Below are 21355 nucleotides of genomic sequence, written 5' to 3'. Positions count from 1 at the left end.
TGGACTCATCGAGGAATTTATGACCAAGATCGCGCTGGACAAGACGGACCGCAAAATTCTCGGCATCCTGCAGGCCGACGGCCGCCTGTCCAACCAGGACGTGGCCGAGCAGGTCAGCCTGTCGCCGTCGCCCTGCCTGCGCCGCATCAAGCGGCTGGAAGAGGAAGGCGTGATCCGCCAGTACGTGGCGCTGCTGGACCCGGACAAGATCGGCCTGGGCCTCCTGGCCTATGTCAACGTGCGCCTGGAAAAGCACAGCGACGCCGCGGCCCACAGCAATGCCCGCGCGCTGGGCGCCCTGCCCGGCACGGCCTCGCCGCGCGAGGATTTCGCCGTCGCCGTCGAGCAGTGGCCGGAAGTGGTGGCCTGCTACGCGATGACGGGCGAAATGGACTACCTGCTGCGCGTACACGTGGAAGACATGGACCACTTCTCCCGCTTCATGATGGCCACCCTGCTGCGCCACCCGGCCGTGCTGGACGTCAAATCCAGCTTCGCCCTGCAGCGCATCAAGGACACCACGGCGCTGCCGCTGGTGTAATCCCCGCCATTTCGTTGCCTGGAAAATGGGGACGTACCCCATTTTTCGAGCAATGTTTCCCGAAAAATGGGGTCTGTCCCCATTTTTGCGGCAACTATTCCTTGGGTTGGCGGCCGGGCAGCCTGTCGAGCAGCTTGGTGGCGCGGCGTACGTTGGCTTTCAGCGCGTAGTCGATGGTGGCGAGTTGCTCCTGCATGGCTTCCTGCAGCACGCTGGCCGGGTCGGCCGGGCCCAGTTTCAGGTAGGCGTCCGCCTCGCCGTAGTCGCGGTGGATTTCCATGCCCGCCTTTTTTGCGATGTGCATCATGGTCTGGTTCGACGACAGGCAGTGCATGTACAGGGTGTCGACATCGTTGTTGCGGCAGACGATATTGGCGCGCTCGAACAGCTTCGAGCCGATGCCCAGGCCGCGCGCGGATTTGAGCACGGACACGCCGAATTCGGCCACGCGGTCCTTTTCCGTGACGCCTTCGCTGGCCGGCTGGCGCGGCGCGAAGGCCAGGTGGCCGACGGCGGCCAGGCGGAATACGCGGTTGTAGACGCCGAATACCATGTCGCGGTTGAAGTCGATGCCGTTGACGTACTTCGTCACCTGCTCGTCCGACATGAAGGAGCCGAAGCGCAGGATGCGGTCGGAGCGCTCCAGCGACAGGAAGTGGCGCACCATGCGGCGCCGGTCGCGTTCGTGCAGGGCCTTGACGGGCACGGTGGGCCGCGCGCCCTTGTTGAACCAGCGCTGCAGGGGATTGCGGAACAGGTTCAGCCGCGTCATGCCCGTGCTTCCTTGCTGCCGTCTTCTTCGTCTTCGGCCTCGTCGCTGTCGTCGGGCCTGCGCAGCGCATCGCGCACGGCGCGCACGCGTGCCTTCTTGATCATCTCCGGGATGCGCTCCGGGCGCTCGGCCAGCCCTTGCGCGATCTCGCCGGCGTTGACGGCGCGGGCCGCCGCCAGCGCCCCTTCCAGGTACTCGCGCTGCGGGAACGGCCGTTCGCGGAAACTGACGCCGCCGCCTTCGCGGCCGCGCGCGTCGCATTCGGCGGCCAGCAGCAGCTGGCTGAAACGGGCCGGCTTGCGGAAGGCGTCGCACCGTTCGAACAGGGTCACGAGCGTGCGGCAGCGCAGTTCCATCGCGCGTGCCACGTTGCCGTGTTCACGCGCCGTCATCACGGCCAGGTCGCGGCATTCGGTCGGCACCTTCAGCCGCGCGCACACCTGCTGCACCAGCTTGACGCCCAGGCCTTCGTGGCCATGGTGGGCCGGCCACGTTTCCGATGGCGTGGCGCCCTTGCCCAGGTCGTGCAGCAGCGCGGCAAAGCGCACCGGCAGCTCATAGCCCTGGGACGCGGCATAGTCGACCACCTGCTCCATGTGGATGCCCGTATCGACCTCGGGATGCCACTGCGCCGGCTGCGGCACGCCCCACAGGCGGTCCAGTTCCGGCACGATCCGCGCCAGCGCGCCGCAGCCGCGCAGCACCTGCAGCATGCGCGAGGGTTTCTGCTCCATCAGGCCGCGCGACAGTTCCTGCCACACCCGTTCCGGCACCAGCGCATCGACCTCGCCCGCTTCCACCATCTGGCGCATCAGCGCATTCGTCTCCGGCGCCACCGTGAAATCGGCGAAGCGCGCGGCGAAGCGGGCCAGGCGCAGGATGCGCACCGGGTCTTCGGCGAACGCTTCGGACACATGGCGGAAGACGCGCTGGCGGATATCGCGCTGGCCGTCGAAGGGGTCGGTCAGCGCGCCGTCCTCGGCGCGGGCGATGGCGTTGATGGTGAGGTCGCGCCGCACCAGGTCTTCTTCCAGGGTGACGTCGGCCGACGTGTGGAACACGAAGCCCTTGTAGCCGGGCGCCGTCTTGCGCTCGGTGCGGGCCAGCGCGTATTCCTCCTGCGTGTGCGGATGGAGGAATACGGGGAAGTCCTTGCCGACGGGGCGGTAGCCGTTCCTGACCATGTCTTCCGGGGTGGCGCCGACCACCACGTGGTCGCGGTCCTTGACGGGTAGTCCCAGCAGCTCGTCGCGCACGGCGCCGCCGACGATATACGTCTTCATCGGAGCGCTCCCGTGCAGCCTTCAGTCCGCATCCGGCATCTCTTCTTCATGCTTGCCGGCGATTTCCGTTTCGGCCAGCGCTTCCTCGATCCAGCGCGCCACGGCCGGATGCTTGCGCATCCGTTCGCAGTAGGCCGACAGGGCCGGCGGCAGCACGACGCCATAGGTGTGGAAGCGGCACACGACGGGCGCGAAGAAGGCGTCCGCGATGGAGAAGTCGCCGAACAGGAACTGGCTGTGGCCGAAGCGGGACAGGCACTCTTCCCAGATCTCGCTGATGCGGCCGATGTCGGCCTGCGTCTCGGGCGTGCGGCCCTTGCCGGGATAGCTGGCGCGGATATTCATCGACATCGTCGTGCGCAGGCTGGCGAAACCGGAGTGCATCTCGGCGCAGACGGAACGGGCCATCGCGCGCGCGGCCACGTCCTGCGGCCACAGGTGCTTGTCGGGGAACTGCTCGGCCAGGTATTCGCAGATGGCCAGGCTGTCCCAGATCGTCATGTCGCCGGCCAGCAGCACGGGCACGCGCCCGCCCGCGCTGTAGCGGGCGATATTGTTGGCCGTGTCGGGCTGGTCCAGCAGTACCCGCACTTCGTGGAAGGGAATGGCGAAGGCCGTCATGGCAACCCACGGCCGCATCGACCAGGAGGAGTAATTCTTGTTGCCGATGATGAGGGTCAGGCCCGGCTCGCGCGCGGCGGCCAGGGTCTGGCTCAGGGTGGGGTCGAGTTCGAAAGTCTGCATGGAGGCGTCGGGGGGTTTGAAATCGTGCGCGCGGTCAGCGGCTGCTGAAGGTGGCCTGCTGCTGCTCCCGGTCGGAATAGCCCTTCGGCGTGACCACGCCCAGGCGCGCCTTCAAGGACTGCGGGCGACCTTCGAACAGGGCGGCATACCAGGTGGCGTTGGCCATCACGTTCTTGACGTAGGTGCGCGTCTCGGAATACGGGATCGATTCGATGAAGATGGTCGAGTCCATCGGCCGCGTCAGCGCCGAGCGCCAGGAACGCAGCCGGCCCGGGCCCGCGTTGTAGGCGGCCGTGGCCAGCACCTGGGAGCCGTCCATGCTGCCCAGGACCATGTTCATGTAGTTCGTACCCAGCAGGATATTGGTGCGCACGTCCGTCAGCATCTCCTGCACGAAGTCGGTCAGGCCGATCTTCTTGGCCACCCAGCGTCCCGTGGACGGCATCACCTGCATCAGGCCGGAGGCGCCGGCGCTCGATTGCGCCGTCATGATGAAGCGCGACTCCTGGCGGATCAGGCCATACACCCAGGCGCGGTCCAGGCCCAGGGTGCGGGTCGAGGCCTGCATGATGTCGTCATGCGGGGCCGGATAGCGGTGGGTGTAGTCGGCCTGCACGCGGGTGCGCTCGGAGGTGTACACCATGCGGTCCAGGATATGGTTCTGGCGCGCAAACTCCGCGGCGGCGAGCAGTTCGCGCTCGCTCAGGCGGCGCGTCTCCCAGTTCCATTCGCGCGTGCCTTCGAAACGCAGCCGCATCTCGAAGAACTTCAGCGCGCGCCGCAGGCCCGGGTTGGCCGAGATCGCCGCCACTTCGGCTTGTGTGACGGGCGCGCCCGGCGGCGGAATCGACACGGTGCGGCCCAGTTCTTCCGCCGCCAGCAGGCCATAGTAATCCTGGCGGTCGGCGATGCTCTGGTACAGGAACTGCGCTTCGGCCGTCAAGGTCGGGCTGCCGGACAAGGCCTGGGTCGTGCGCGCCTGCCAGTACACCCACGTGGGATCGGCGCGCAGGGGCGCCGGCATGGCGGCGATATAGTCGCGCACGAGGGCCCAGTTACCGTCACGCAGGGCGTAGCGGGTACGCCACTGGTGCTGGTCGATCGACAGCGGCGCACCGTTGGCGCGGCGCCAGTATTCCGATGTCTCGGGCGCCACCGCATACGACGCGGGCAGCGCGATATTGGCCCAGCCGATGGCCTGCTCCTGGGGTGTCAGCTTGGGCAGCGCCTTCTGCAGCGCCAGCACGGACAGCTTGACGCTGGTGCGGGCGGCGCGGCCCACGGCGATCAGGAAAATTTCATGGTCGGCGCGGGTGTCGCCGGCGCCCTTGGCCAGGGCGATGGCCGGCAGGTCGATGGCTTGCGCCACCTTCGTGTCGGAACCGTTGAGCAGCATGATGAAGCGCCGCGCCGGCCCGGTGGCATTGGTTTCACCGGCCAGGCGCACCTGGGTCCACAGATCGTCGGCACTGAACTGGCCCGTCTGCGCCAGCGACGCCACCAGCGAATTGCACGCTTCGCCGTAGTAAGGGGGATAGACCAGCAGCGCGCGCGCCTCGGCCGCCACGTTCTGCCCTTTCACGAGGCGCGACATCAGCGCATAGCACTTGACCTGGGTGTCGTCGTTCAGCACGAACAGGGGCAGCTGCTGGTCGAACAGGGCCCACTCGCGCTTGCGGCCCAGCTCCAGCAACCAGTCGTTGCGCAGGCGGTCGGCGATGGCCTGGCCTTCGTAGCGCTGCAGGAAGCCGAGGATCTCGGCCGTGCTGGCGTCACGGAAGCGCGATTTGAGACGATAATAGTCGACGTACGACGGGATCGCGTAGTTGGCCAGGCGCGTGGCGTAGAAGTCCGTCTTGGCGACATCGTCGCGCCGCACGGAGTCGCGCAGCAGCAGGAACGCGTCGTCTTCCTTGCGGCTGTCGCCGTTCTGGTCCTGGGTCCATGCCAACGGGGCGGTGGCACAGCCGATCGCAATCAGGGCGCCGGCAATCCATTTCGACGGGGAAATCAATCTACGACTCTCAATGTTTCGACATCGGCCAGGCTGCCGGATGTTCCTGTAAAAATCCATATGACCAACGACCTTAGAATAGCATGCCCGTCCGCCGGGCTACCACCCTCCAACGCACAGACGGCGGCCGATTTCAAGCTCGCATTACGCAAGCAGTTGCTGGCCGCGCGCCGCAATATTCCCGCCGCGACGCGGGCCGACTGGGACGGGGCGATCTGCCGGCATATCGTTCAGTGGTGGCGCGATGCGCAGGTGCCGGCGCTGGGCGTGTACTGGCCCCTGCGCGACGAACCGGACCTGCATGCGGCCTACGCCGAACTGGCCCGCCAGGGCGTGCGGCTGCTGCTGCCGGTGGTGCTGGAAAAGCATGCGCCGCTGGCCTTCGCGGCGTGGGAAATTGGCGACACACTGGTCAAGGATGCAATGGGAATTGCCGTGCCGGCGCACGGCCGGACGGAACCGGCGCCACCGGCCCTGCTGGTGCCTTGCCTCGGTTACAACGCCCAAGGCTACCGCCTGGGCTACGGCGGCGGCTTCTACGACCGCACCCTGGAACACCCGCCGCGCCCGGCCACCATCGGCATCGCCTACACCTGCCTCGCCGCCGATTTCGGCAGCGACAGCCATGACGTCGCGCTGGACCGGATCATTACCGAGGCGGGGTGAGAAGTTGCTGAAAAACCGGTCGGACCGCTGCTGCGGACCGACCGGTTTTACAGGCAAGTGTTCGCTTTGGAGCTGGCCCTACTTCACCAGCCGCTGCCACAGGGCCGTCGTGGCGGCGGCCTGGTTCATGCTGTAGAAGTGCAGGCCGGGGGCGCCGCCCGCCAGCAGGCGTTCGCACAGGGCGGTGACGACATCCAGGCCGAAGGCCTTGATCGACGCCGTGTCGTCGCCGAAGCTGGACAGCTTCAGGCGCACCCAGCGGGGGATTTCGGCGCCGCACATGTCGGAGAAGCGCATCAGTTGCGTGGTGTTGGTGATCGGCATGATGCCGGCCACGATGGGCACCGTCACGCCGGCCTTGTGGGCATGCTCGACGAACTGGAAGTACGCGTCCGCGTTGTAGAAATACTGCGTGATGGCGGCATCGGCGCCGGCATTGACCTTGCGCACGAAGGCATCCAGGTCCGACTGGGGCGATTTGGCCTGCGGGTGCACTTCCGGGTAGGCCGCCACTTCGATGTGGAACCAGTCGCCCGTCTCGGCGCGGATGAATTCCACCAGCTCGTTGGCGTAGCGGAATTCGCCCGCCGCGCCGTAGCCGCTGGGCAGGTCGCCCCGCAATGCCACCAGCCGCTTGATGCCGTGCGACTTGTATTGCTGCAAGATGGCGCGGATCGAGTCGCGCGTGCCGCCCACGCAGGACAGGTGGGGCGCCGCTTCCTCGCCGGCGGCCAGGATTTCCAGCACCGTGTCCAGGGTACCCTGCTGCGTGGTGCCGCCGGCGCCGAACGTCACGGAGAAATACTTCGGGTGCAGTTCGGACAGCTTGGCGCGCGTCACGCGCAGCTTTTCCGCGCCTTCCGCCGTCTTCGGCGGGAAAAATTCGATACTAAAATTATGATCAGTCATCGGCGTCTTTCAACAGTAATGCAGAAAGGGCCCAGGAAATCACGCTGTACAGCAAGGCGCCACCGACGGCCGCCCAGAAACTGTCGACACTGAAGCCATCGACGAACTGTGCCACCATCCAGAACATGAAGCCGTTGACGATGAAGATGAACAAGCCCAGCGACAGCACGGTGACGGGCAAGGTCAGCAGCAGCAGCAGCGGGCGGATCAGCGTATTTACCAGGCCCAGGACGAGCGCCGCAATCAGGGCTGCGCCGATGTTCGTGACATCGACGGAATGCATCAGGTAAGGCACTGCGAACAGGGCCGCGGCATTGATGAACCAGGTCAGAACCAAACGCATAACGAAAACCTCGGACGGGAGCAAAAAAAGGCCGGCTCGCGCCGGCCTTCGGAGTGATTAATAGCGGTAGTGTTCGGGCTTGTACGGGCCTTCGACCTTGACGTTGATGTAGGCGGCCTGCTCGGCCGTCAATTCCGTCAGCTGTGCGTTCAGCTTTTTCAGCTGCAGGCGCGCCACTTTCTCGTCCAGGTGCTTCGGCAGCGTGTAGACGCCGACCGGGTACTGCTTCGTGTTCACGAACAGCTCGATCTGGGCGATGGTCTGGTTGGCGAACGACGAGCTCATCACGTACGACGGGTGACCCGTGCCGCAGCCCAGGTTGACCAGGCGGCCTTCGGCCAGCAGGATGATGCGCTTGCCATCAGGGAAGATGACGTGGTCGACCTGCGGCTTGATATTGTCCCACTGGTATTTCTTCAACGACGCGACGTCGATCTCGTTGTCGAAGTGACCGATATTGCAGACGATGGCCTGGTCCTTCATCTTCAGCATATGCGCTTCGGTGAGGATATGGTAGTTGCCGGTGCAGGTGACGAAGATGTCGCCGTGTTCGGCGGCGTAGTCCATCGTGACGACGCGGTAGCCTTCCATCGCGGCCTGCAGGGCGCAGATCGGGTCGATTTCCGTGACCCACACCTGGGCCGACAGGGCACGCATGGCCTGGGCCGAGCCCTTGCCCACGTCACCATAACCGGCGATAACGGCGATCTTGCCGGCGATCATGACGTCGGTGGCGCGCTTGATGCCGTCGACCAGCGATTCGCGGCAGCCGTACAGGTTGTCGAACTTCGACTTCGTGACGGAATCGTTGACGTTAATCGCCGGGAAGGCCAGCTTGCCTTCCTTGTGCATCTGGTACAGGCGATGCACGCCGGTGGTGGTTTCTTCCGTCACGCCCAGGATTTCCGGCAGGCGCTTCGAATACCACGTGGCATCCTTGGCCAGGCGGGCCTTGATGGCGTTGAACAGGCAGATTTCTTCTTCCGAGCCTGGGTTGTCCAGCACGGAAATATCCTTCTCGGCGCGGGCGCCCAGGTGCAGCAGCAGGGTGGCATCGCCGCCGTCATCCAGGATCATGTTCGAGTAGACGCCTTCGCCGGGCCATTCGAAGATGCGGTGGGTGTAGTCCCAGTACTCGTCCAGGGTTTCGCCCTTGATGGCGAACACGGGCGTGCCGGCTGCGGCGATGGCGGCGGCGGCGTGGTCCTGCGTCGAGTAGATATTGCACGATGCCCAGCGCACTTGTGCGCCCAGGGCTTCCAGCGTGCGGATCAGCACGGCGGTCTGGATCGTCATGTGCAGCGAGCCGGTGATGCGGGCGCCCTTCAGGGGTTGCGCGGCGGCGAACTCTTCCTGGATGGCCATCAGGCCGGGCATTTCCGTTTCGGCGATCTTGATTTCTTTTTCGCCCCAGGCGGCCAGGCCAATGTCGGCAATGATGTAATCTTGGGAGTTTTTCAATACGGCGTTCATCACGCCTCCTTTCAGTGAGAAAAAAGTGACGTGAGCGCGGTTGCAGAAGTTCGCCGAAATTCGCGGAACCACCCCGAGCCTGGCGGGTTGGTGAAACCCGTCGCAACGCTCCTCGGAGAACGGGCATTCTAGCACGATGTGACGGCAAAAGCGCAGCCAGCTGATTGGCGCGTGCATTGCATTTTCACTAACTTCGTTCACTGGGCGACGAGGTTGGTGGCCTGATCTTTGACGGCAAGCTGGACGACAAAGGCCGCCCGAAGGCGGGCATGCATTTCTCGATGGACCGCTTCGGTGGCGACCAGCAGGTGGCGCTGAGCCACTATGAGGGTGGCGGCGCCATGGAAACCGGCCTGAACGTCTTCGACCGGGGCCTGTACAAGGATTACGGGGCCGTGTGGGACGCCTACCAGGCGGCCGCGCCCGGGCCGGAAAAGGAAGCGCTGAAGTTGAAATGGCAGCAGGCCGGCGGCGAGCAGGTCCAGCGGCTGTTCGTTGGCCGCACGCGGGGTCAGTCGTCGGCCGTGATCCTGGCGGACGCCAAGGGCAGGCCGAAAATCATGATGCTCGTCACGCCTGAGGGTAAGCCGCAGCTGAACTTCCTGGACGACAAGGGGGCGATCATACAGAGCCTGCCGGCGATCAAACGAAAATTGCCAGGATGCGGCAAGTCCCCGGATCCTGGCAATTGAATGTTGCTTGAAAAATGGGGTCTGTCCCCATTTTCAAGCAATGTTGCAGCGGCTTAGGAGAGGCCGGCGGCGGCGCGCAGGGCGGCTGCCTTGTCCGTGCGTTCCCACGAGAACTCGGGCTCTTCGCGGCCGAAGTGGCCGTAAGCTGCCGTCTTCTGGTAGATCGGACGCAGCAGGTCCAGCATCAGCACGATGCCTTTCGGACGCAGGTCGAAGTACTCATGCACCAGCTCGGCGATCTTCTCGTCCGAAATGACGCCCGTGCCTTCCGTGTAGACGGTGATATTGATCGGGCGTGCCACGCCGATGGCGTACGACACCTGCACCTGGCACTGGCGGGCCAGACCGGCGGCGACGATGTTCTTGGCGACGTAGCGGGCCGCATAGGCCGCCGAACGGTCGACCTTGCTCGGGTCCTTGCCGGAGAAGGCACCGCCACCGTGGGGGGCCGCGCCGCCGTAGGTGTCGACGATGATCTTGCGACCCGTCAGGCCGCAGTCGCCCTGCGGACCGCCGATGACGAAGCGGCCGGTCGGGTTGACGAGGTACTTGGTGCCGTTCAGCCATTCCTTCGGCAGCACGGGACGGATGATTTCCTCGATGACGGCTTCCTCGATCTGCTTGTGCAGCATCTCGGGCGCGTGCTGGGTGGACAGCACGACGGTGTCGACGGCAACAGGCTTGCCGTTGACGTAGCGCAGGGTGACCTGCGACTTCGCATCCGGACGCAGCCATGGCAGGCGGCCGTCCTTGCGCAGCTGCGACTGGCGCTCGACAAGGCGGTGCGCGTAATAAATGGCGGCAGGCATCAGTTCCGGCGTCTCATCGCAGGCGTAGCCGAACATCAGGCCCTGGTCGCCGGCACCCTGGTCCAGGTCCAGGCCGGCACCTTCGTCGACGCCCTGGGCGATATCGGGCGACTGCTTGTCGTAGGCGACGAGCACGGCGCAGCCCTTGTAGTCGATGCCATATTCCGTGTTGTCGTAGCCGATGCGCTTGATGGTCTCGCGCGCGACCTGGATATAGTCGACGTTGGCGTGGGTGGTGATTTCACCGGCCAGCACAACCAGGCCCGTGTTGCACAGGGTTTCGGCGGCAACGCGGGCTTTCGGGTCCTGTGCCAGGATCGCATCGAGGATGGCGTCGGAAATCTGGTCCGCGACTTTGTCGGGGTGACCTTCCGACACGGACTCGGAGGTGAAAAGGTAATCGTTCGAGGACATCGCAAGCTCCTGGGTGTGGTTGAAGTTTAAACACTGTCGCAACAACCAGAATGGCTTGCGACGCTTTAGCGATATTTTTATCCCGCTTCGCAAGTTGTCTGTTAACTCAGCGGTTACTACTACGTGGTATTTTACGCTTCTTCAAAAATTTTTGGGTGGAGCAACGCGAGTGTTGCTCCTCGAGAGCTTGATGTTGTTGAGAATTTTCCGCTTTTTTTCCATTTTCCCCCTGCCCGTGCTGCATGCGCTGGGTTCCGCACTGGGCTGGCTGGTCTATCTGCTGTCGCCCTCGTACCGCCGCCGTATGCGCGAGAACATGACGCGCGCCGGATACAGGGCCCATCTGTCGCAAGCCGTGGCGGAAGCGGGCAAGGCCATCGCGGAACTGCCCTTCATCTGGTGTGCCCGGCCGGAGCGGGTGGCGCGCTGCGCCGTGATCGCCGACTACAGCCCCGTCCAGCAGGCACTCGACGCGGGCCGCGGGGTAATGTTCCTGACGCCGCACCTGGGCTGCTTCGAGATCGTGGCGCAGACGGTTGCCCTGCTGACGGAACTGATGGTGATGTACCGGCCGCCCAAGCAGGCGGCCATGAAACCCCTGATCGAAGGGGCCCGCGCGCGCAAGAACCTGCTGCTGGCACCGGCCAATATGGGCGGCGTGCGCATGCTGGCAAAATTCTTGCGTCAAGGCAAGCCGATCGGCATCCTGCCGGACCAGGTGCCGCAGGAAGGCGAAGGGGTCTGGGCCGAATTCTTCGGCCGGCCGGCCTATACGATGACCTTGCCGGCCAAGCTGGCCCAGCTGGGCGACGCCGTCGTCATCGTCACCTATGCCGAACGCCTGCCCGGCGGACGCGGCTACCGGCTGCATTTTTTCCCGCTGGACCAGCCCCTCGTCGGTGACAACGCCGCCCAGGCCCGCATCATCAACGAGGCCATGGAACGGCTGATTGCCCGCAATCCCAGCCAGTATTACTGGAGCTACAACCGCTACAAGGTGCCGAAGGGCGTTGCTGCCCCTGCCGGCACGACGGAGGCCGCATGAAAGTGCTGCTGGGATTCATGTGGCTGCTGCATTGGCTGCCGCTGCCGGTGTTGGGACGCTTCGGCGACGCCGTCGGCAGCCTGCTCTTCATTATCATGGGCCCGCGCCGAGAGATCGCGCTGACCAACCTGCGCCTGTGCCTGCCAGAGCTGACGGAGCCGGAACGGCGCGCCCTGGCCCGGCGTCACTTCCAGGCCTACTCGCGCAGCGTGTTCGACCGCGCCGTGCTGTGGTGGGCCTCGGAAGCGCGGCTGCGGCGGCTGATCGTCATCGAGACGAGCGCGGACATGCCGCCCGGGCAGATTCCCGTGGCCACGATGACGGACAAGCCCACCATCCTGCTGTGCCCGCACTTCGTGTGCCTGGACGTGGCCGGCGCGTCGATTGCCATGGAAGCGTCCGCCTCGTCGATGTATGTGCAGCAGAAGAATACCCACTTCGACGCCGTGCTGCGCGCGGGCCGGGCCCGCTTCAAGCCCGTAAAGCTGTTTACCCGCCAGGACGGTATCAAGCCGATCCTGCGGGCCCTGCGCGACCGCCTGCCCTACTTCATGCTGCCGGACATGGACTTCGGCGAGAAGGATGCCGAATTCGTGCCCTTCTTCGGCGTTCCGGCCGCGACCTTGACGGCTACGGCGCGCATCGCGGCCACCACGGGGGCTCAGGTGATGCCCGTTATCGCCACCTTCCTGCCCGGCTATCGCGGTTGGCGCGTCAAGTTCTATCCGGTGTGGGACAATTACCCTGGCGACGACATGGTTGCCGCCACGCGCAGGATGAACGCCTTTATCGAGGAGCGCGTGCGCGAAGCTCCGGAGCAATATTTCTGGACCCATAAGCGCTTCAAGACGCGGCCGAACGGCGAGCCGTCTTTCTACTCAAACAAACGATGAAACTGAAATTCACCAAGATGCACGGCGCCGGCAACGATTTCGTTGTGATCGACGCCATCAACCAGCAGATCGACTTCAGCGCCGCCCAATGGCAGGCGCTGGCGGATCGTCGCTTCGGCGTGGGTGCCGACCAGATGCTGGTCGTGGAGAAATCGACGATGCCCGGCTGCGACTTCCGCTACCGCATCTTCAATAACGATGGCGGCGAGGTGGAACAATGCGGCAATGGCGCCCGCGCCTTTGCCAAGTTCGTCGCGGAAAAAGGCCTGACGGACCGGCGCAGCATCGCCGTCGAAACGATGGCCGGCATCATTTCCCCCCGTCTGGAAGACGATGGCAGCGTGACGGTGGACATGGGCGCGCCCGTGCTGGAACCCGCCCTGGTGCCGTTCGACACGGAAGGCCTGCAAGGCCAGCCGGAGGGCCGCGACACGCTGTGGCCCTTGATGCTGGAACTGGCAGGCGAGAAGGAAACGGTGCTCGTGTCGGTACTGTCGATGGGCAACCCCCATGCGGTGCAGGTGGTACCGGATGCCGACACGGCGCCCGTGGAGTTGACGGGCCCGCTGATCGAGCAGCATGCCCACTTCCCGAACCGGGTCAATGCCGGCTTCATGCAGATTGTCGACCGCCGCCATATCCGGCTGCGCGTGTTCGAGCGGGGTGCGGGCGAAACCCTGGCCTGCGGCACGGGCGCCTGCGCCGCGGCCGTGGCCGGCATCCGCCGTGGCCTGCTCGATTCGCCCGTGCGGGTCGATGCGCGCGGCGGCCAGCTGTCGATCGCCTGGGCCGGCGAAGGCCAGCCCGTCTACCTGACGGGCCCCGCCGTCACGGTGTTCGAGGGCGAGATCAGCTTATAAGGCGCAGCTTACAAGATAGTAGAAGCATCCTCGCCGGCGTCAGGCGGCCAGCAGCTCGGCCGCTTCCGCCAGCGGCTGCAACCACGTCTTGAAACGGTACAGCCGACGCCGGTAATTGCCTTCGGCGCCGGCAGGACCGGAATCGAAGGGCTCGAACACGCGGGCGGCCCGGTCCAGGGCCTGGCGCTGCCGGGCCGTGCGTACCAGCACCAGCCGGCGCCGGCTGCGGCCATAGGCCGCCCGGATATCCACCACCAGGCAATGGCCGCGATCGGCCGCCTTCACATCCAGCAGCAATGCCTCCGCCCGGGTCAGGTGAAACAGGTGCGCCAGTTCCAGCCGGACTGCCAGCAAGGGCTGGCTGGCCACTTGTTCGCGCGTCAGCATGGACAACAGTGACGTGGCCCAACCCGCCTCGCGGGCCGGCGGCGCCACCTTGTCCAGCAGTGCCTGGGCCTGCCGGCAATCCCCGGCCGCCGCTTTTTGCAGCCAGTAAGCAGCGCGCACGTCGTTATCCGCATCGTCGCGGCGCTGGCGCCAGGCCTGGGTGCCGCACTCCAGCTGGGCAGCGCCATGGCCCAGCTCGGCGGCCCGTTCCAGGCAGGCCTGGGCCGTGGCGGCACACCGCAAGGAGAATTCTGCTTTCAGGTACAGCCGCGCCAGCGCGAACCACGCCTCGGCCAGGCCCTGCTCGCCCGCCTGGGTCAGCCAGCGCACGGCATGCTTGAAACTGACGATGCCCGTCCCGGGCGCGACGCGGCGGCCCAGCCGGTCCATCCGTGCCAGTTGCAGGCCCAGCGCCAGCTGGGCATCCCGGTCGCCGGCAGCCGCCAGCTCGTGCAGGGGGTGGGCCGCTTCGCCTGGCACCGGTTTGCTGCAGCGTTCCCTCGGCGGCTGGATGGGAACGGCTACCGGCGCCGCGGGCAGCGCCGGCACCAGCCGGTCCACCAGCAAGGCGGCCTGCGCATCGCCCGTGGCCGCAACCGCCTCGACCGCACGCAGCGCCTGCTCGCGCAAGGCGGGCTCCGTCAACGGCGGGTCCTGCAGCACCAGCTGGGCCAGGGTCACAGCCGCCCGGGCGTCACCGGCCTGGCTGGCCTTCACATAGGCGGCCAGTACGCTGCCGCGGCACGGCGCCGCCACCGCGTGGGGAATCGCGTGCCCGATCGCCAGCCATGCCTCGGCTTGGCCCTGCCCCGCCGCGCGCGACAACCAGTGCAGCGCCGTGGGCAGGCTTTGCGGCAAACCGGCGCCGCCTGCCAAATAAAGTTTACCCAATGCCAGCTGGCACGCGGCGTCTCCCGACCGCGCCTTGCGAATAATCGCCAGCTCTTCACGATTGGCCATATTGGTCCTCGTCGTTGGCGAGGCTTCCACCCGTCCTGAGTTGGGCAGTGTCTCTGTTTTTATCTGTCTTGAAGTCGAAGCGCTCAACCGGCAATCAATACCGATCAAATTGCGCGCAACGGGCCGACATTTACTTGCAATCCGCTTGTTTCTATCGCTGTGTTGCTTTACTAAGACAAGCTGTACAGGGCATGCCCGGCATTTGATTTTGCGCAAACCCACCTGTCGAGTGAAGCGATTACGCTAACTCATGGCTCACCTGGGCACGAAGTACATGGCTACCTTACCAATGAAAGGAAATGCATACAGCCACACCGGCGAATGAACAGTATTACTACCGTTTCATAAATACAACAACCTGTTGTGTTTTCTTCTCTTTCGGCCAATATTCGTGCTCATACTCGACCAAAGCAATGGAATCGACGTGACTACGCATTAAGGTTCAAGGCAAGTCGAGTGTTCGAGACACACTCCCCGACCCTGGATACCTGGACCAATTATTTAATAAGGACAATCAAATGAAGAAATCCTTGGTGGCGATGGCCCTGATGGGTGCATTCGGCAGCGCAGTTGCACAATCTTCCGTGACGATTTACGGCACGATCGATGCCGGTGTGTCCCGCACCACCCATACGGCCAACGATTCGACCCAGATCGGCAAGCGCGACAACAACAAGCTGGGCTTTCGCGGCGTGGAAGACCTGGGCAACGGCCTGAAGGCCCTGTTCCAGCTGGAAATCCGCTACGAGCCGGACACGGGCACATTGGAAAACGTCAGCCGTCCCCTGTTCCAGGGCCAGAGCCGGATCGGCCTGCAAGGCGGCTTCGGTACCGTGCGGCTGGGTCGTGGCCTGTCGGCGTTCCAGGAATCCATCATTGCCTTCGAGCCATGGAACGGCCTGCCTGCCGTCGCCGGCTATCAGACCAACCTGCAAGTGGCCGGCTATACCAGCGATCCGCTGAGCGCGGCAGGCAACTCGGCCAACCGCTTCTCGAACGCGCTGTTCTACAACTCGCCCGTCTGGAACGGCTTCCAGGTCAACGCCACCGTCGCCACCAAGGAAGCCAACGGCAACCCCGCCATCATCGGTCGTGGCACGGCAACGGCGCCGCAATATCCGGCCAACTCGGAGGCGTCCGCCAACCCGTACTCCGTCAGCGCCACCTACACGCTGGGCAAGTTCGCCGCGATGGCGGCCGTCGAGCGCAATGGGGTGGAAACGAAGCTGTGGTCCGTCGCCGCCTCGTTCAAGCCCACCACGGCCCTGAAACTGATGGCGTCGTACCAGGAGCAGGACCAGGGCCATACCGTCTTCGTCAATCCGGAAACGGATGCGTGGGTGATCGGTGCCAACTACACGGTCGGCCCGGGCAAGTGGCTGTTCGGCTACGGCCAGAAAAGCCCGGACGGCGTGCTGAAGACGAAACAGGTGTCCGTCGGCTATGAATACAGCCTGTCGCCCCGTACCTACCTGTATGTGGACCTGGCGCAGAAGAAGACGCCGTTCACCGTCACGGCCCGCAACACCGTGGACCAGAACCACTACGCGCTGGGTATCCACCACAACTTCTGAGTGGCGGACTCACTGCTGCACATCGAGACGCCTTCGGGCGTCTTTTTTGTTGCCTGTCGGGTAAAATGGGGATTGGCTTTATTTGATGTGACAACAATGACCGCTTCCCTGGATTCCGCCGCCGTCGCCCAATACCTGGCCGACCACCCCCATTTCTTCGAAGAGCACGCCGGCCTGCTGGGCGACGTTCGGCTGTCCAGCCCGCTGATGGGCCGTGCCGTCTCGCTGCAGGAACGCCAGATGGAAGTGATGCGGGAAAAGTACAAGGCGCTGGAGCTGCGCCTGTCCGACCTGAACCGCCTGGCCCAGGAAAACCAGGCCATCGCCAACCGCTTCCACGGCTGGACCCAGGCCCTGTTGCGCGAGCGCACGCCGGCTGGCATGCCGCGCGCCCTGACGGAAGGGCTGAAGACGAGCTTCCAGGTGCCGGCCGCCACCGTGCGCCTGTTCAATGTCGCGCCCGAATACGCGGACGAGTGGTTCGCCGCCGGTGTGTCCGACGATGCCCGCCTGTTCGCCAACAGCCTGGTGGCGCCTTACTGCGGCAGCAACAACGACTTCGAGGCCGTGCGCTGGCTGGACGACGCGGGCGCCATCAAGTCCGTCGTCATCGCCGCGCTGCGCCAGGGCGGCACCGGCCCCGCCTTCGGCCTGTTGATCATGGGCTCGCCCGATCCGGAACGCTTCACATCGCTGATGGCCACGGATTTCCTCGTGCATATCGGCGAGACGGCCAGCGTGGCGCTGGCGCCCCTGCTGGACTGACATGGCGGGCGCGGACAGCACGCCCGACCATCCCGCCGGGGCCTGGCTGGTGCACCTGGCTACGCAGCGCAAGCTGTCGGCCAACACGGTGGCCGCCTACGGCCGCGACATCGCCGAGCTGGCGCGCCTGACGGGCAACCGCGACTGGACGCAGGTCGGCACGGACGACATCCGCCGCCATGCCGCCCGCCTGCACGCGGCTGGCCAGGACGGCCGCACGATTGCCCGCAAGCTGTCCGCCTGGCGCGGCTTTTTCGACTGGCTGGCCGACCATGCAGCGCTGGCCGTCAACCCGGTCGCCGGCGTGCGCGCCCCGCGCCGCACCAAGGCCTTGCCGAAGGCCCTGTCCGTCGACGACGCCGTGCAGCTGGTCGCCACGCCGGCGCGCCGGGCCGCGGCCGCCCCCACCCCCGCCGAATTGTGCAATACCGCCATGTTCGAGCTGCTGTATTCCAGCGGCTTGCGCGTGTCCGAACTGTGCGGCCTGGACGTGCACTACCGGAAGGCCGACGGCAGCACGGCCGCCTCCACCGGCTGGCTGGAGCAGGACAACGGCGAAGTGGTCGTCACGGGCAAGGGCAGCAAGATGCGCCGGGTGCCGGTCGGGAAGGCCGCGCTGGCCGCCATCAAAGGCTGGCTGGCGGTGCGCCCCGCCGCCACGGACGGCAGCCTGGCCCTGTTCCTGTCCGAACGGGGCAACCGCGTGTCGCCCCGCGTCGTGCAGTTGCGGCTGAAGGCCCACGCGCTGGCAACGGGCGCGCCCATGCACGTGCATCCGCATATGCTGCGCCACTCGTTCGCCTCGCACGTGCTGCAGTCGTCCGGCGACCTGCGGGCCGTGCAGGAAATGCTGGGCCATGCCAGCATCACGTCGACCCAGGTATACACGGCGCTGGACTTCCAGCACCTGGCCCAGGTCTACGACCGCGCCCACCCGCGCGCCAAGATCGACTAGGCCAGATCGCCAGGGCTGGCCTGATCCAGATCAATCGTCCCCATTGGACAGCGTTGTTGAAATTCCGGCATAATCGTTCGATTGTTTTACCGGCAAGCGCGCTGACATCACGCGCTGACACCACTCGTTGACACCACTCGCTGACCACTCGCTGAAACCATACATGGCACTGATTCCCACCACCATCCTGACCGGCTTCCTGGGCGCCGGCAAAACCACCCTGCTGAACCGCATCCTGCGCGAACAGCACGGCATGCGGATTGCCGTCATCGAGAACGAATTCGGCCAGGAAAACATCGACAACGAAATCCTCGTCCAGGAAAGCCGCGAGCAGATCGTCGAGATGAACAACGGCTGTATCTGCTGCACCGTGCGCGGTGACCTGATCATCGGCCTGACGGACCTGGCGAAGAAGCGGGCGGCCGGCGAGATCGCGTTCGATCGCGTCGTCATCGAAACGACGGGCCTGGCCAATCCGGGCCCGGTGGCGCAGACCTTCTTCGTCGATGACGAAGTGGGCAGTCACTATCTGCTCGACGCCATCGTTACCGTGGTGGACGCCCGCCACGCCATGGCCCAGCTGGACGACAACGAGGAAGCGCAGCGCCAGGTCGGGTTCGCCGACAAGATCCTGCTGTCGAAGACGGACCTGGTCGACGCCGAAGCCGTCGCCACGCTGACGGCGCGGCTGAAACGCATCAATCCCCGCGCGCCCATCGGCCGTTCGGACTTCGGTAACGCGGCCATCACGGAAGTGCTGGACCTGAAAGGCTTCAACCTGAACGAGAAGCTGGAAATCGACCCGGACTTCCTGGCCGCGGACGAGCATGAGCACCACGATCATGAGCACGGCGAACACTGCGATCACCCCAGCCATGCCCACGACCACAGCCATGACCACCATCACGGCCACCACACCGATGAGATCGCCGCGTTCGTGTTCAAGAGCGAGCGGCCGTTCGACTCGGCCAAGCTCGATGAATTCCTGGGGGGCCTGGTGAATGTGTACGGTCCTCGCATGTTGCGCTACAAAGGGGTATTGTGGATGCAGGGCGCCGAGCGCAAGGTCGTCTTCCAGGGTGTGCACCAGTTGATGGGCAGCGATCTGGGTGCAAAATGGGCCGAAGACGACGTCCGCGGCAGCAAAATGGTGTTTATTGGTAAAAATCTGCCAAAAGACATCTTTGTTCGCGGTCTGGAACAATGTTTGGTATAAACTAACCCGGTTTTTGTGGGGCCGAGCCAGGTCCCGGCCTGCGCGGCCAACTGGCTGGATTTGAAAACTCTGTCGTATCGAAGGTAAGCGAAGTCATGACCAAAACAAATAAATCGTCCCCCGCGGCTGCAGAAGCTCCATTGCTCACCGAAGAAGAAATTCTGGCGATGAGCGAAAAGGACTACATGAACCCCGCTCAGATGGCATTCTTCAAGGCCAAGTTGCAGGCCCTGGAAAAAGAACTGCTGAAAAACGCCGGCGAAACCACGGAACACCTGCGCGAAACCGTGCTGGTCCCCGACCCCGCCGACCGCGCCACCATCGAGGAAGAGCACGCGCTGGAACTGCGCACGCGCGACCGCGAACGCAAGCTGCTGAAAAAAGTGCAGCAATCGATTGCCGCCATCGACAACAACGACTACGGCTGGTGCGAGGAAACGGGCGAGCCGATCGGCATTCCACGCCTGATCGCGCGCCCGACCGCCACCCTGTCGCTGGAGGCGCAACAGCGCCGCGAGCTGAAGCAGAAGCTGTACGGCGACTAAGCGCACCGGCCTCACAGGAAAAGCATGCCACGGCATGCTTTTTTTGTGGCCGCCTGCCGGACGGCGTCTGCCCGGAGGCCTTACGCTACACTAGCGCAATGGGACTGTTCTCGCGTTTCAAGAAAGCCAGGCCAACCGACATCGTCGACGAAGACGAGGTGCTGGCCCGCCTGTCCGCCAACAGCGAACTGCAACGCCAGCGCGCCCAGACCGACCAGCAGCGCGATATTGCCCGCGCCACCGTGCTGAAGATCGATGCCATCGAGGCCGCCATGGCGGCCGACATCTTCAACGAACCCGAGCCGGCCTTCCGCCGCCCGCCCCGCCCCGTGCCGCCGGCCTCTACGCCGAGCAATGCCCCACCCACCATGCCGCTGGCGAACGACCCCGCCACGGAACTGATGGACGAGGACGAGTTGCCGGCCGAAGCCGCGGCCGCCGAGAACGCCCCTGTCGTCGAGGAAGTGGCGCTGCTGTACGCCAATGGCGATGTCGATGCGGCCGGCGAACTGCTGAGCGCCGCCGTGGCCGATGCCGCGCTGCCGGCTGGTGCACGCGACCGCACCGTGTGGTGGATGCTGTTCGACCTGTACCAGGTGCTGGGCCGGCAGGAAGCCTTCGACGACCTGTCGATCGACTACGCCAGCACCTTCGAAACATCGCCGCCGCCGTGGAACCCGCCGCCGGCGGGGGAGCGTAGCGGCGTCACGCCCACGGTCCAGTTCACGGGTGTGCTCGACGCTTCGGCGGCCTTGCCGGTGGCCCAGTTGCGCAGTGCCACGGCCGCCGCGCTGCGCATCGACTTCAGCCGCGTCCACGCCGTCGCGCCGGAAGGGTGCGCGCTGCTGCTGGAGGCACTGCGGGCCGTGCCGCCCGGGCGCGAACTGATCCTCGCTGGCGCGGATGAACTGCTGGGTCAGATCCGCGCCACCGTCGACGTCGGCCGGCGCGACGAAGGCGAGGCGCCGTGGCTGCTGCTGCTCGAACTGCTGCGATTGCTGAACCGCGAGAAGGAATTCGAGGAAAGCAGCATGGATTACTGCGTGACCTTCGAACTGTCGCCGCCTTCCTTCGTCGCGCCCGGCAATGTCGTCAGTACGCCACGCCAGGCCAGCGCACCGGCGGCCGACCGCTTCATGCTGCCGCACAGCATCGAGGGCGACATTGCTCCCCTGCTTGAGGCCGTGCGCGCCCATGCGGAGGAGGCCGGCGTACTGGTGCTGGACTGTTCGCACCTGGCGCGCAGCGACATGACGGCGGCCGGCCAGTTGCTGGCCGCCCTGCGGGCGCTGCCGCCGCTGGAGGAAGGCAAGCGCCGGCATATCGAATTGCGCGAACTGAACCACCTGGTGGCGGCGTTGCTGCGCCTGCTGGGCGCGGGCGACGCGGTTCGCCTGCTGCCGCACCGCTACTGATTCCAGCCACGCCGGCAGGCTTGCAAACTTTGCAGCCGGCCCCAATGTGGTGTGTTCGTCAGCACATCATTTACTTGAGG

The 21355-nt window shown here is 65.2% G+C and carries 21 protein-coding genes and 1 riboswitch; of the genes, 12 read left to right on the top strand and 9 right to left on the bottom strand.

What is annotated here, in order from left to right; genetic code table 11:
* The first annotated feature begins 19 nt into the window (after positions 1-19).
* Positions 20-541 carry an Lrp/AsnC family transcriptional regulator gene (locus GM672_RS09600; RefSeq protein WP_107144178.1) on the top strand — a complete coding sequence of 174 codons (522 nt, stop codon included), beginning with the start codon at positions 20-22 and terminating at the stop codon, positions 539-541.
* Positions 542-635: 94 nt separating this feature from the next.
* Here the strand turns inward: GM672_RS09600 and GM672_RS09595 are convergent, their stop codons facing one another.
* From GM672_RS09595 to GM672_RS09580, 4 genes are read right to left on the bottom strand one after another with little or no spacing between them, the layout of a single operon-like run.
* Positions 636-1313 carry a GNAT family N-acetyltransferase gene (locus GM672_RS09595; protein WP_155470307.1) on the bottom strand — a complete coding sequence of 226 codons (678 nt, stop codon included), beginning with the start codon at positions 1311-1313 and terminating at the stop codon, positions 636-638.
* Positions 1310-2596: a multifunctional CCA addition/repair protein gene (locus tag GM672_RS09590; protein ID WP_155470306.1), complete on the bottom strand. Its 1287-nt coding sequence runs from the start codon at positions 2594-2596 to the stop codon at positions 1310-1312. The genes GM672_RS09595 and GM672_RS09590 overlap by 4 nt, the downstream gene beginning before the upstream one ends.
* Before the next feature lie 21 nt (positions 2597-2617).
* Positions 2618-3340: a glutathione S-transferase family protein gene (locus GM672_RS09585; RefSeq protein WP_155470305.1), complete on the bottom strand. Its 723-nt coding sequence runs from the start codon at positions 3338-3340 to the stop codon at positions 2618-2620.
* Positions 3341-3374: 34 nt separating this feature from the next.
* Entirely contained in the window at positions 3375-5354 is a 1980-nt protein-coding gene (locus tag GM672_RS09580) for a lytic transglycosylase domain-containing protein (protein ID WP_229417650.1), read from the bottom strand.
* A gap of 60 nt (positions 5355-5414) precedes the next feature.
* Between GM672_RS09580 and GM672_RS09575 the strand changes: the two genes are divergently transcribed.
* Complete coding sequence (locus tag GM672_RS09575) at positions 5415-6020, top strand: 5-formyltetrahydrofolate cyclo-ligase (protein WP_155470303.1); 606 nt, start codon at positions 5415-5417, stop codon at positions 6018-6020.
* A 78-nt stretch (positions 6021-6098) separates the two neighbouring features.
* Here the strand turns inward: GM672_RS09575 and metF are convergent, their stop codons facing one another.
* Genes metF through ahcY form a run of 3 tightly spaced genes read right to left on the bottom strand, consistent with a single transcriptional unit; the run spans position 6099 to position 8745 of the window.
* Positions 6099-6929: a methylenetetrahydrofolate reductase [NAD(P)H] gene (gene metF, locus GM672_RS09570; protein ID WP_155470302.1), complete on the bottom strand. Its 831-nt coding sequence runs from the start codon at positions 6927-6929 to the stop codon at positions 6099-6101.
* Complete coding sequence (locus tag GM672_RS09565) at positions 6922-7272, bottom strand: phage holin family protein (protein WP_155470301.1); 351 nt, start codon at positions 7270-7272, stop codon at positions 6922-6924. Before GM672_RS09565 ends, metF begins: the two co-directional genes overlap by 8 nt.
* Positions 7273-7329: 57 nt before the next feature.
* A complete protein-coding gene (gene ahcY, locus GM672_RS09560) occupies positions 7330-8745 on the bottom strand; it encodes an adenosylhomocysteinase (protein WP_155470300.1) in 1416 nt (471 codons plus the stop codon).
* 25 nt (positions 8746-8770) lie between these two features.
* A riboswitch (S-adenosyl-L-homocysteine riboswitch) is annotated at positions 8771-8865 on the bottom strand.
* A gap of 161 nt (positions 8866-9026) precedes the next feature.
* Between ahcY and GM672_RS09555 the strand changes: the two genes are divergently transcribed.
* Positions 9027-9437, top strand: coding sequence for a hypothetical protein (locus tag GM672_RS09555; protein ID WP_155470299.1), 411 nt, complete (start codon positions 9027-9029; stop codon positions 9435-9437).
* Positions 9438-9490: 53 nt separating this feature from the next.
* Here GM672_RS09555 and metK read toward each other — a convergent pair whose 3' ends face one another.
* Entirely contained in the window at positions 9491-10660 is a 1170-nt protein-coding gene (metK, locus tag GM672_RS09550; protein ID WP_155470298.1) for a methionine adenosyltransferase, read from the bottom strand.
* Between the two features lie 190 nt (positions 10661-10850).
* Here metK and GM672_RS09545 point away from each other — a divergent pair, with 190 nt between their 5' ends.
* From GM672_RS09545 to dapF, 3 genes are read left to right on the top strand one after another with little or no spacing between them, the layout of a single operon-like run.
* Positions 10851-11705, top strand: coding sequence for a lysophospholipid acyltransferase family protein (locus GM672_RS09545; RefSeq protein ID WP_155470297.1), 855 nt, complete (start codon positions 10851-10853; stop codon positions 11703-11705).
* Entirely contained in the window at positions 11702-12598 is an 897-nt protein-coding gene (locus GM672_RS09540; RefSeq protein WP_155470296.1) for an LpxL/LpxP family acyltransferase, read from the top strand. The genes GM672_RS09545 and GM672_RS09540 overlap by 4 nt, the downstream gene beginning before the upstream one ends.
* Positions 12595-13458 carry a diaminopimelate epimerase gene (dapF, locus tag GM672_RS09535; RefSeq protein WP_155470295.1) on the top strand — a complete coding sequence of 288 codons (864 nt, stop codon included), beginning with the start codon at positions 12595-12597 and terminating at the stop codon, positions 13456-13458. The genes GM672_RS09540 and dapF overlap by 4 nt, the downstream gene beginning before the upstream one ends.
* Positions 13459-13497: 39 nt before the next feature.
* Here dapF and GM672_RS09530 read toward each other — a convergent pair whose 3' ends face one another.
* On the bottom strand, positions 13498-14805 hold the full coding sequence (locus tag GM672_RS09530) for a tetratricopeptide repeat protein (protein ID WP_155470294.1): 1308 nt from the start codon (positions 14803-14805) through the stop codon (positions 13498-13500).
* A gap of 518 nt (positions 14806-15323) precedes the next feature.
* Between GM672_RS09530 and GM672_RS09525 the strand changes: the two genes are divergently transcribed.
* From GM672_RS09525 to GM672_RS09500, 6 genes are all read left to right on the top strand, one after another.
* Complete coding sequence (locus GM672_RS09525) at positions 15324-16379, top strand: porin (protein ID WP_155470293.1); 1056 nt, start codon at positions 15324-15326, stop codon at positions 16377-16379.
* A 96-nt stretch (positions 16380-16475) separates the two neighbouring features.
* Complete coding sequence (locus GM672_RS09520) at positions 16476-17144, top strand: DUF484 family protein (protein ID WP_155470292.1); 669 nt, start codon at positions 16476-16478, stop codon at positions 17142-17144.
* 1 nt (position 17145) lies between these two features.
* On the top strand, positions 17146-18099 hold the full coding sequence (locus GM672_RS09515) for a tyrosine recombinase XerC (protein ID WP_155470291.1): 954 nt from the start codon (positions 17146-17148) through the stop codon (positions 18097-18099).
* Positions 18100-18262: 163 nt separating this feature from the next.
* Positions 18263-19315 carry a CobW family GTP-binding protein gene (locus GM672_RS09510; protein WP_155470290.1) on the top strand — a complete coding sequence of 351 codons (1053 nt, stop codon included), beginning with the start codon at positions 18263-18265 and terminating at the stop codon, positions 19313-19315.
* A gap of 95 nt (positions 19316-19410) precedes the next feature.
* Positions 19411-19860, top strand: a complete 450-nt coding sequence (gene dksA, locus GM672_RS09505) for an RNA polymerase-binding protein DksA (protein ID WP_155470289.1) — start codon at positions 19411-19413, stop codon at positions 19858-19860.
* Between the two features lie 98 nt (positions 19861-19958).
* Positions 19959-21275 carry an STAS domain-containing protein gene (locus tag GM672_RS09500; RefSeq protein WP_155470288.1) on the top strand — a complete coding sequence of 439 codons (1317 nt, stop codon included), beginning with the start codon at positions 19959-19961 and terminating at the stop codon, positions 21273-21275.
* The last annotated feature ends 80 nt before the right edge of the window (positions 21276-21355 follow it).

Source organism: Pseudoduganella buxea, from assembly GCF_009720835.1.
Taxonomy (GTDB): domain Bacteria; phylum Pseudomonadota; class Gammaproteobacteria; order Burkholderiales; family Burkholderiaceae_D; genus Rugamonas; species Rugamonas buxea.
The sequence above is the reverse complement of the archived record's forward strand: the minus strand, read 5'-3'. Positions and strand labels throughout refer to the sequence as shown.

Bases quoted from the DNA above. Each gene is read 5' to 3' on its own strand.
- GM672_RS09600 (WP_107144178.1), top strand. From the start codon at position 20: ATGACCAAGATCGCGCTGGACAAGACGGACCGCAAAATTCTCGGCATC.
- GM672_RS09595 (WP_155470307.1), bottom strand. From the start codon at position 1,313: ATGACGCGGCTGAACCTGTTCCGCAATCCCCTGCAGCGCTGGTTCAAC.
- GM672_RS09590 (WP_155470306.1), bottom strand. From the start codon at position 2,596: ATGAAGACGTATATCGTCGGCGGCGCCGTGCGCGACGAGCTGCTGGGA.
- GM672_RS09585 (WP_155470305.1), bottom strand. From the start codon at position 3,340: ATGCAGACTTTCGAACTCGACCCCACCCTGAGCCAGACCCTGGCCGCC.
- GM672_RS09575 (WP_155470303.1), top strand. From the start codon at position 5,415: ATGACCAACGACCTTAGAATAGCATGCCCGTCCGCCGGGCTACCACCC.
- metF (WP_155470302.1), bottom strand. From the start codon at position 6,929: ATGACTGATCATAATTTTAGTATCGAATTTTTCCCGCCGAAGACGGCG.
- GM672_RS09565 (WP_155470301.1), bottom strand. From the start codon at position 7,272: ATGCGTTTGGTTCTGACCTGGTTCATCAATGCCGCGGCCCTGTTCGCA.
- ahcY (WP_155470300.1), bottom strand. From the start codon at position 8,745: ATGAACGCCGTATTGAAAAACTCCCAAGATTACATCATTGCCGACATT.
- GM672_RS09555 (WP_155470299.1), top strand. From the start codon at position 9,027: ATGGACCGCTTCGGTGGCGACCAGCAGGTGGCGCTGAGCCACTATGAG.
- metK (WP_155470298.1), bottom strand. From the start codon at position 10,660: ATGTCCTCGAACGATTACCTTTTCACCTCCGAGTCCGTGTCGGAAGGT.
- GM672_RS09545 (WP_155470297.1), top strand. From the start codon at position 10,851: ATGTTGTTGAGAATTTTCCGCTTTTTTTCCATTTTCCCCCTGCCCGTG.
- GM672_RS09540 (WP_155470296.1), top strand. From the start codon at position 11,702: ATGAAAGTGCTGCTGGGATTCATGTGGCTGCTGCATTGGCTGCCGCTG.
- dapF (WP_155470295.1), top strand. From the start codon at position 12,595: ATGAAACTGAAATTCACCAAGATGCACGGCGCCGGCAACGATTTCGTT.
- GM672_RS09530 (WP_155470294.1), bottom strand. From the start codon at position 14,805: ATGGCCAATCGTGAAGAGCTGGCGATTATTCGCAAGGCGCGGTCGGGA.
- GM672_RS09525 (WP_155470293.1), top strand. From the start codon at position 15,324: ATGAAGAAATCCTTGGTGGCGATGGCCCTGATGGGTGCATTCGGCAGC.
- GM672_RS09520 (WP_155470292.1), top strand. From the start codon at position 16,476: ATGACCGCTTCCCTGGATTCCGCCGCCGTCGCCCAATACCTGGCCGAC.
- GM672_RS09515 (WP_155470291.1), top strand. From the start codon at position 17,146: ATGGCGGGCGCGGACAGCACGCCCGACCATCCCGCCGGGGCCTGGCTG.
- GM672_RS09510 (WP_155470290.1), top strand. From the start codon at position 18,263: ATGGCACTGATTCCCACCACCATCCTGACCGGCTTCCTGGGCGCCGGC.
- dksA (WP_155470289.1), top strand. From the start codon at position 19,411: ATGACCAAAACAAATAAATCGTCCCCCGCGGCTGCAGAAGCTCCATTG.
- GM672_RS09500 (WP_155470288.1), top strand. From the start codon at position 19,959: ATGGGACTGTTCTCGCGTTTCAAGAAAGCCAGGCCAACCGACATCGTC.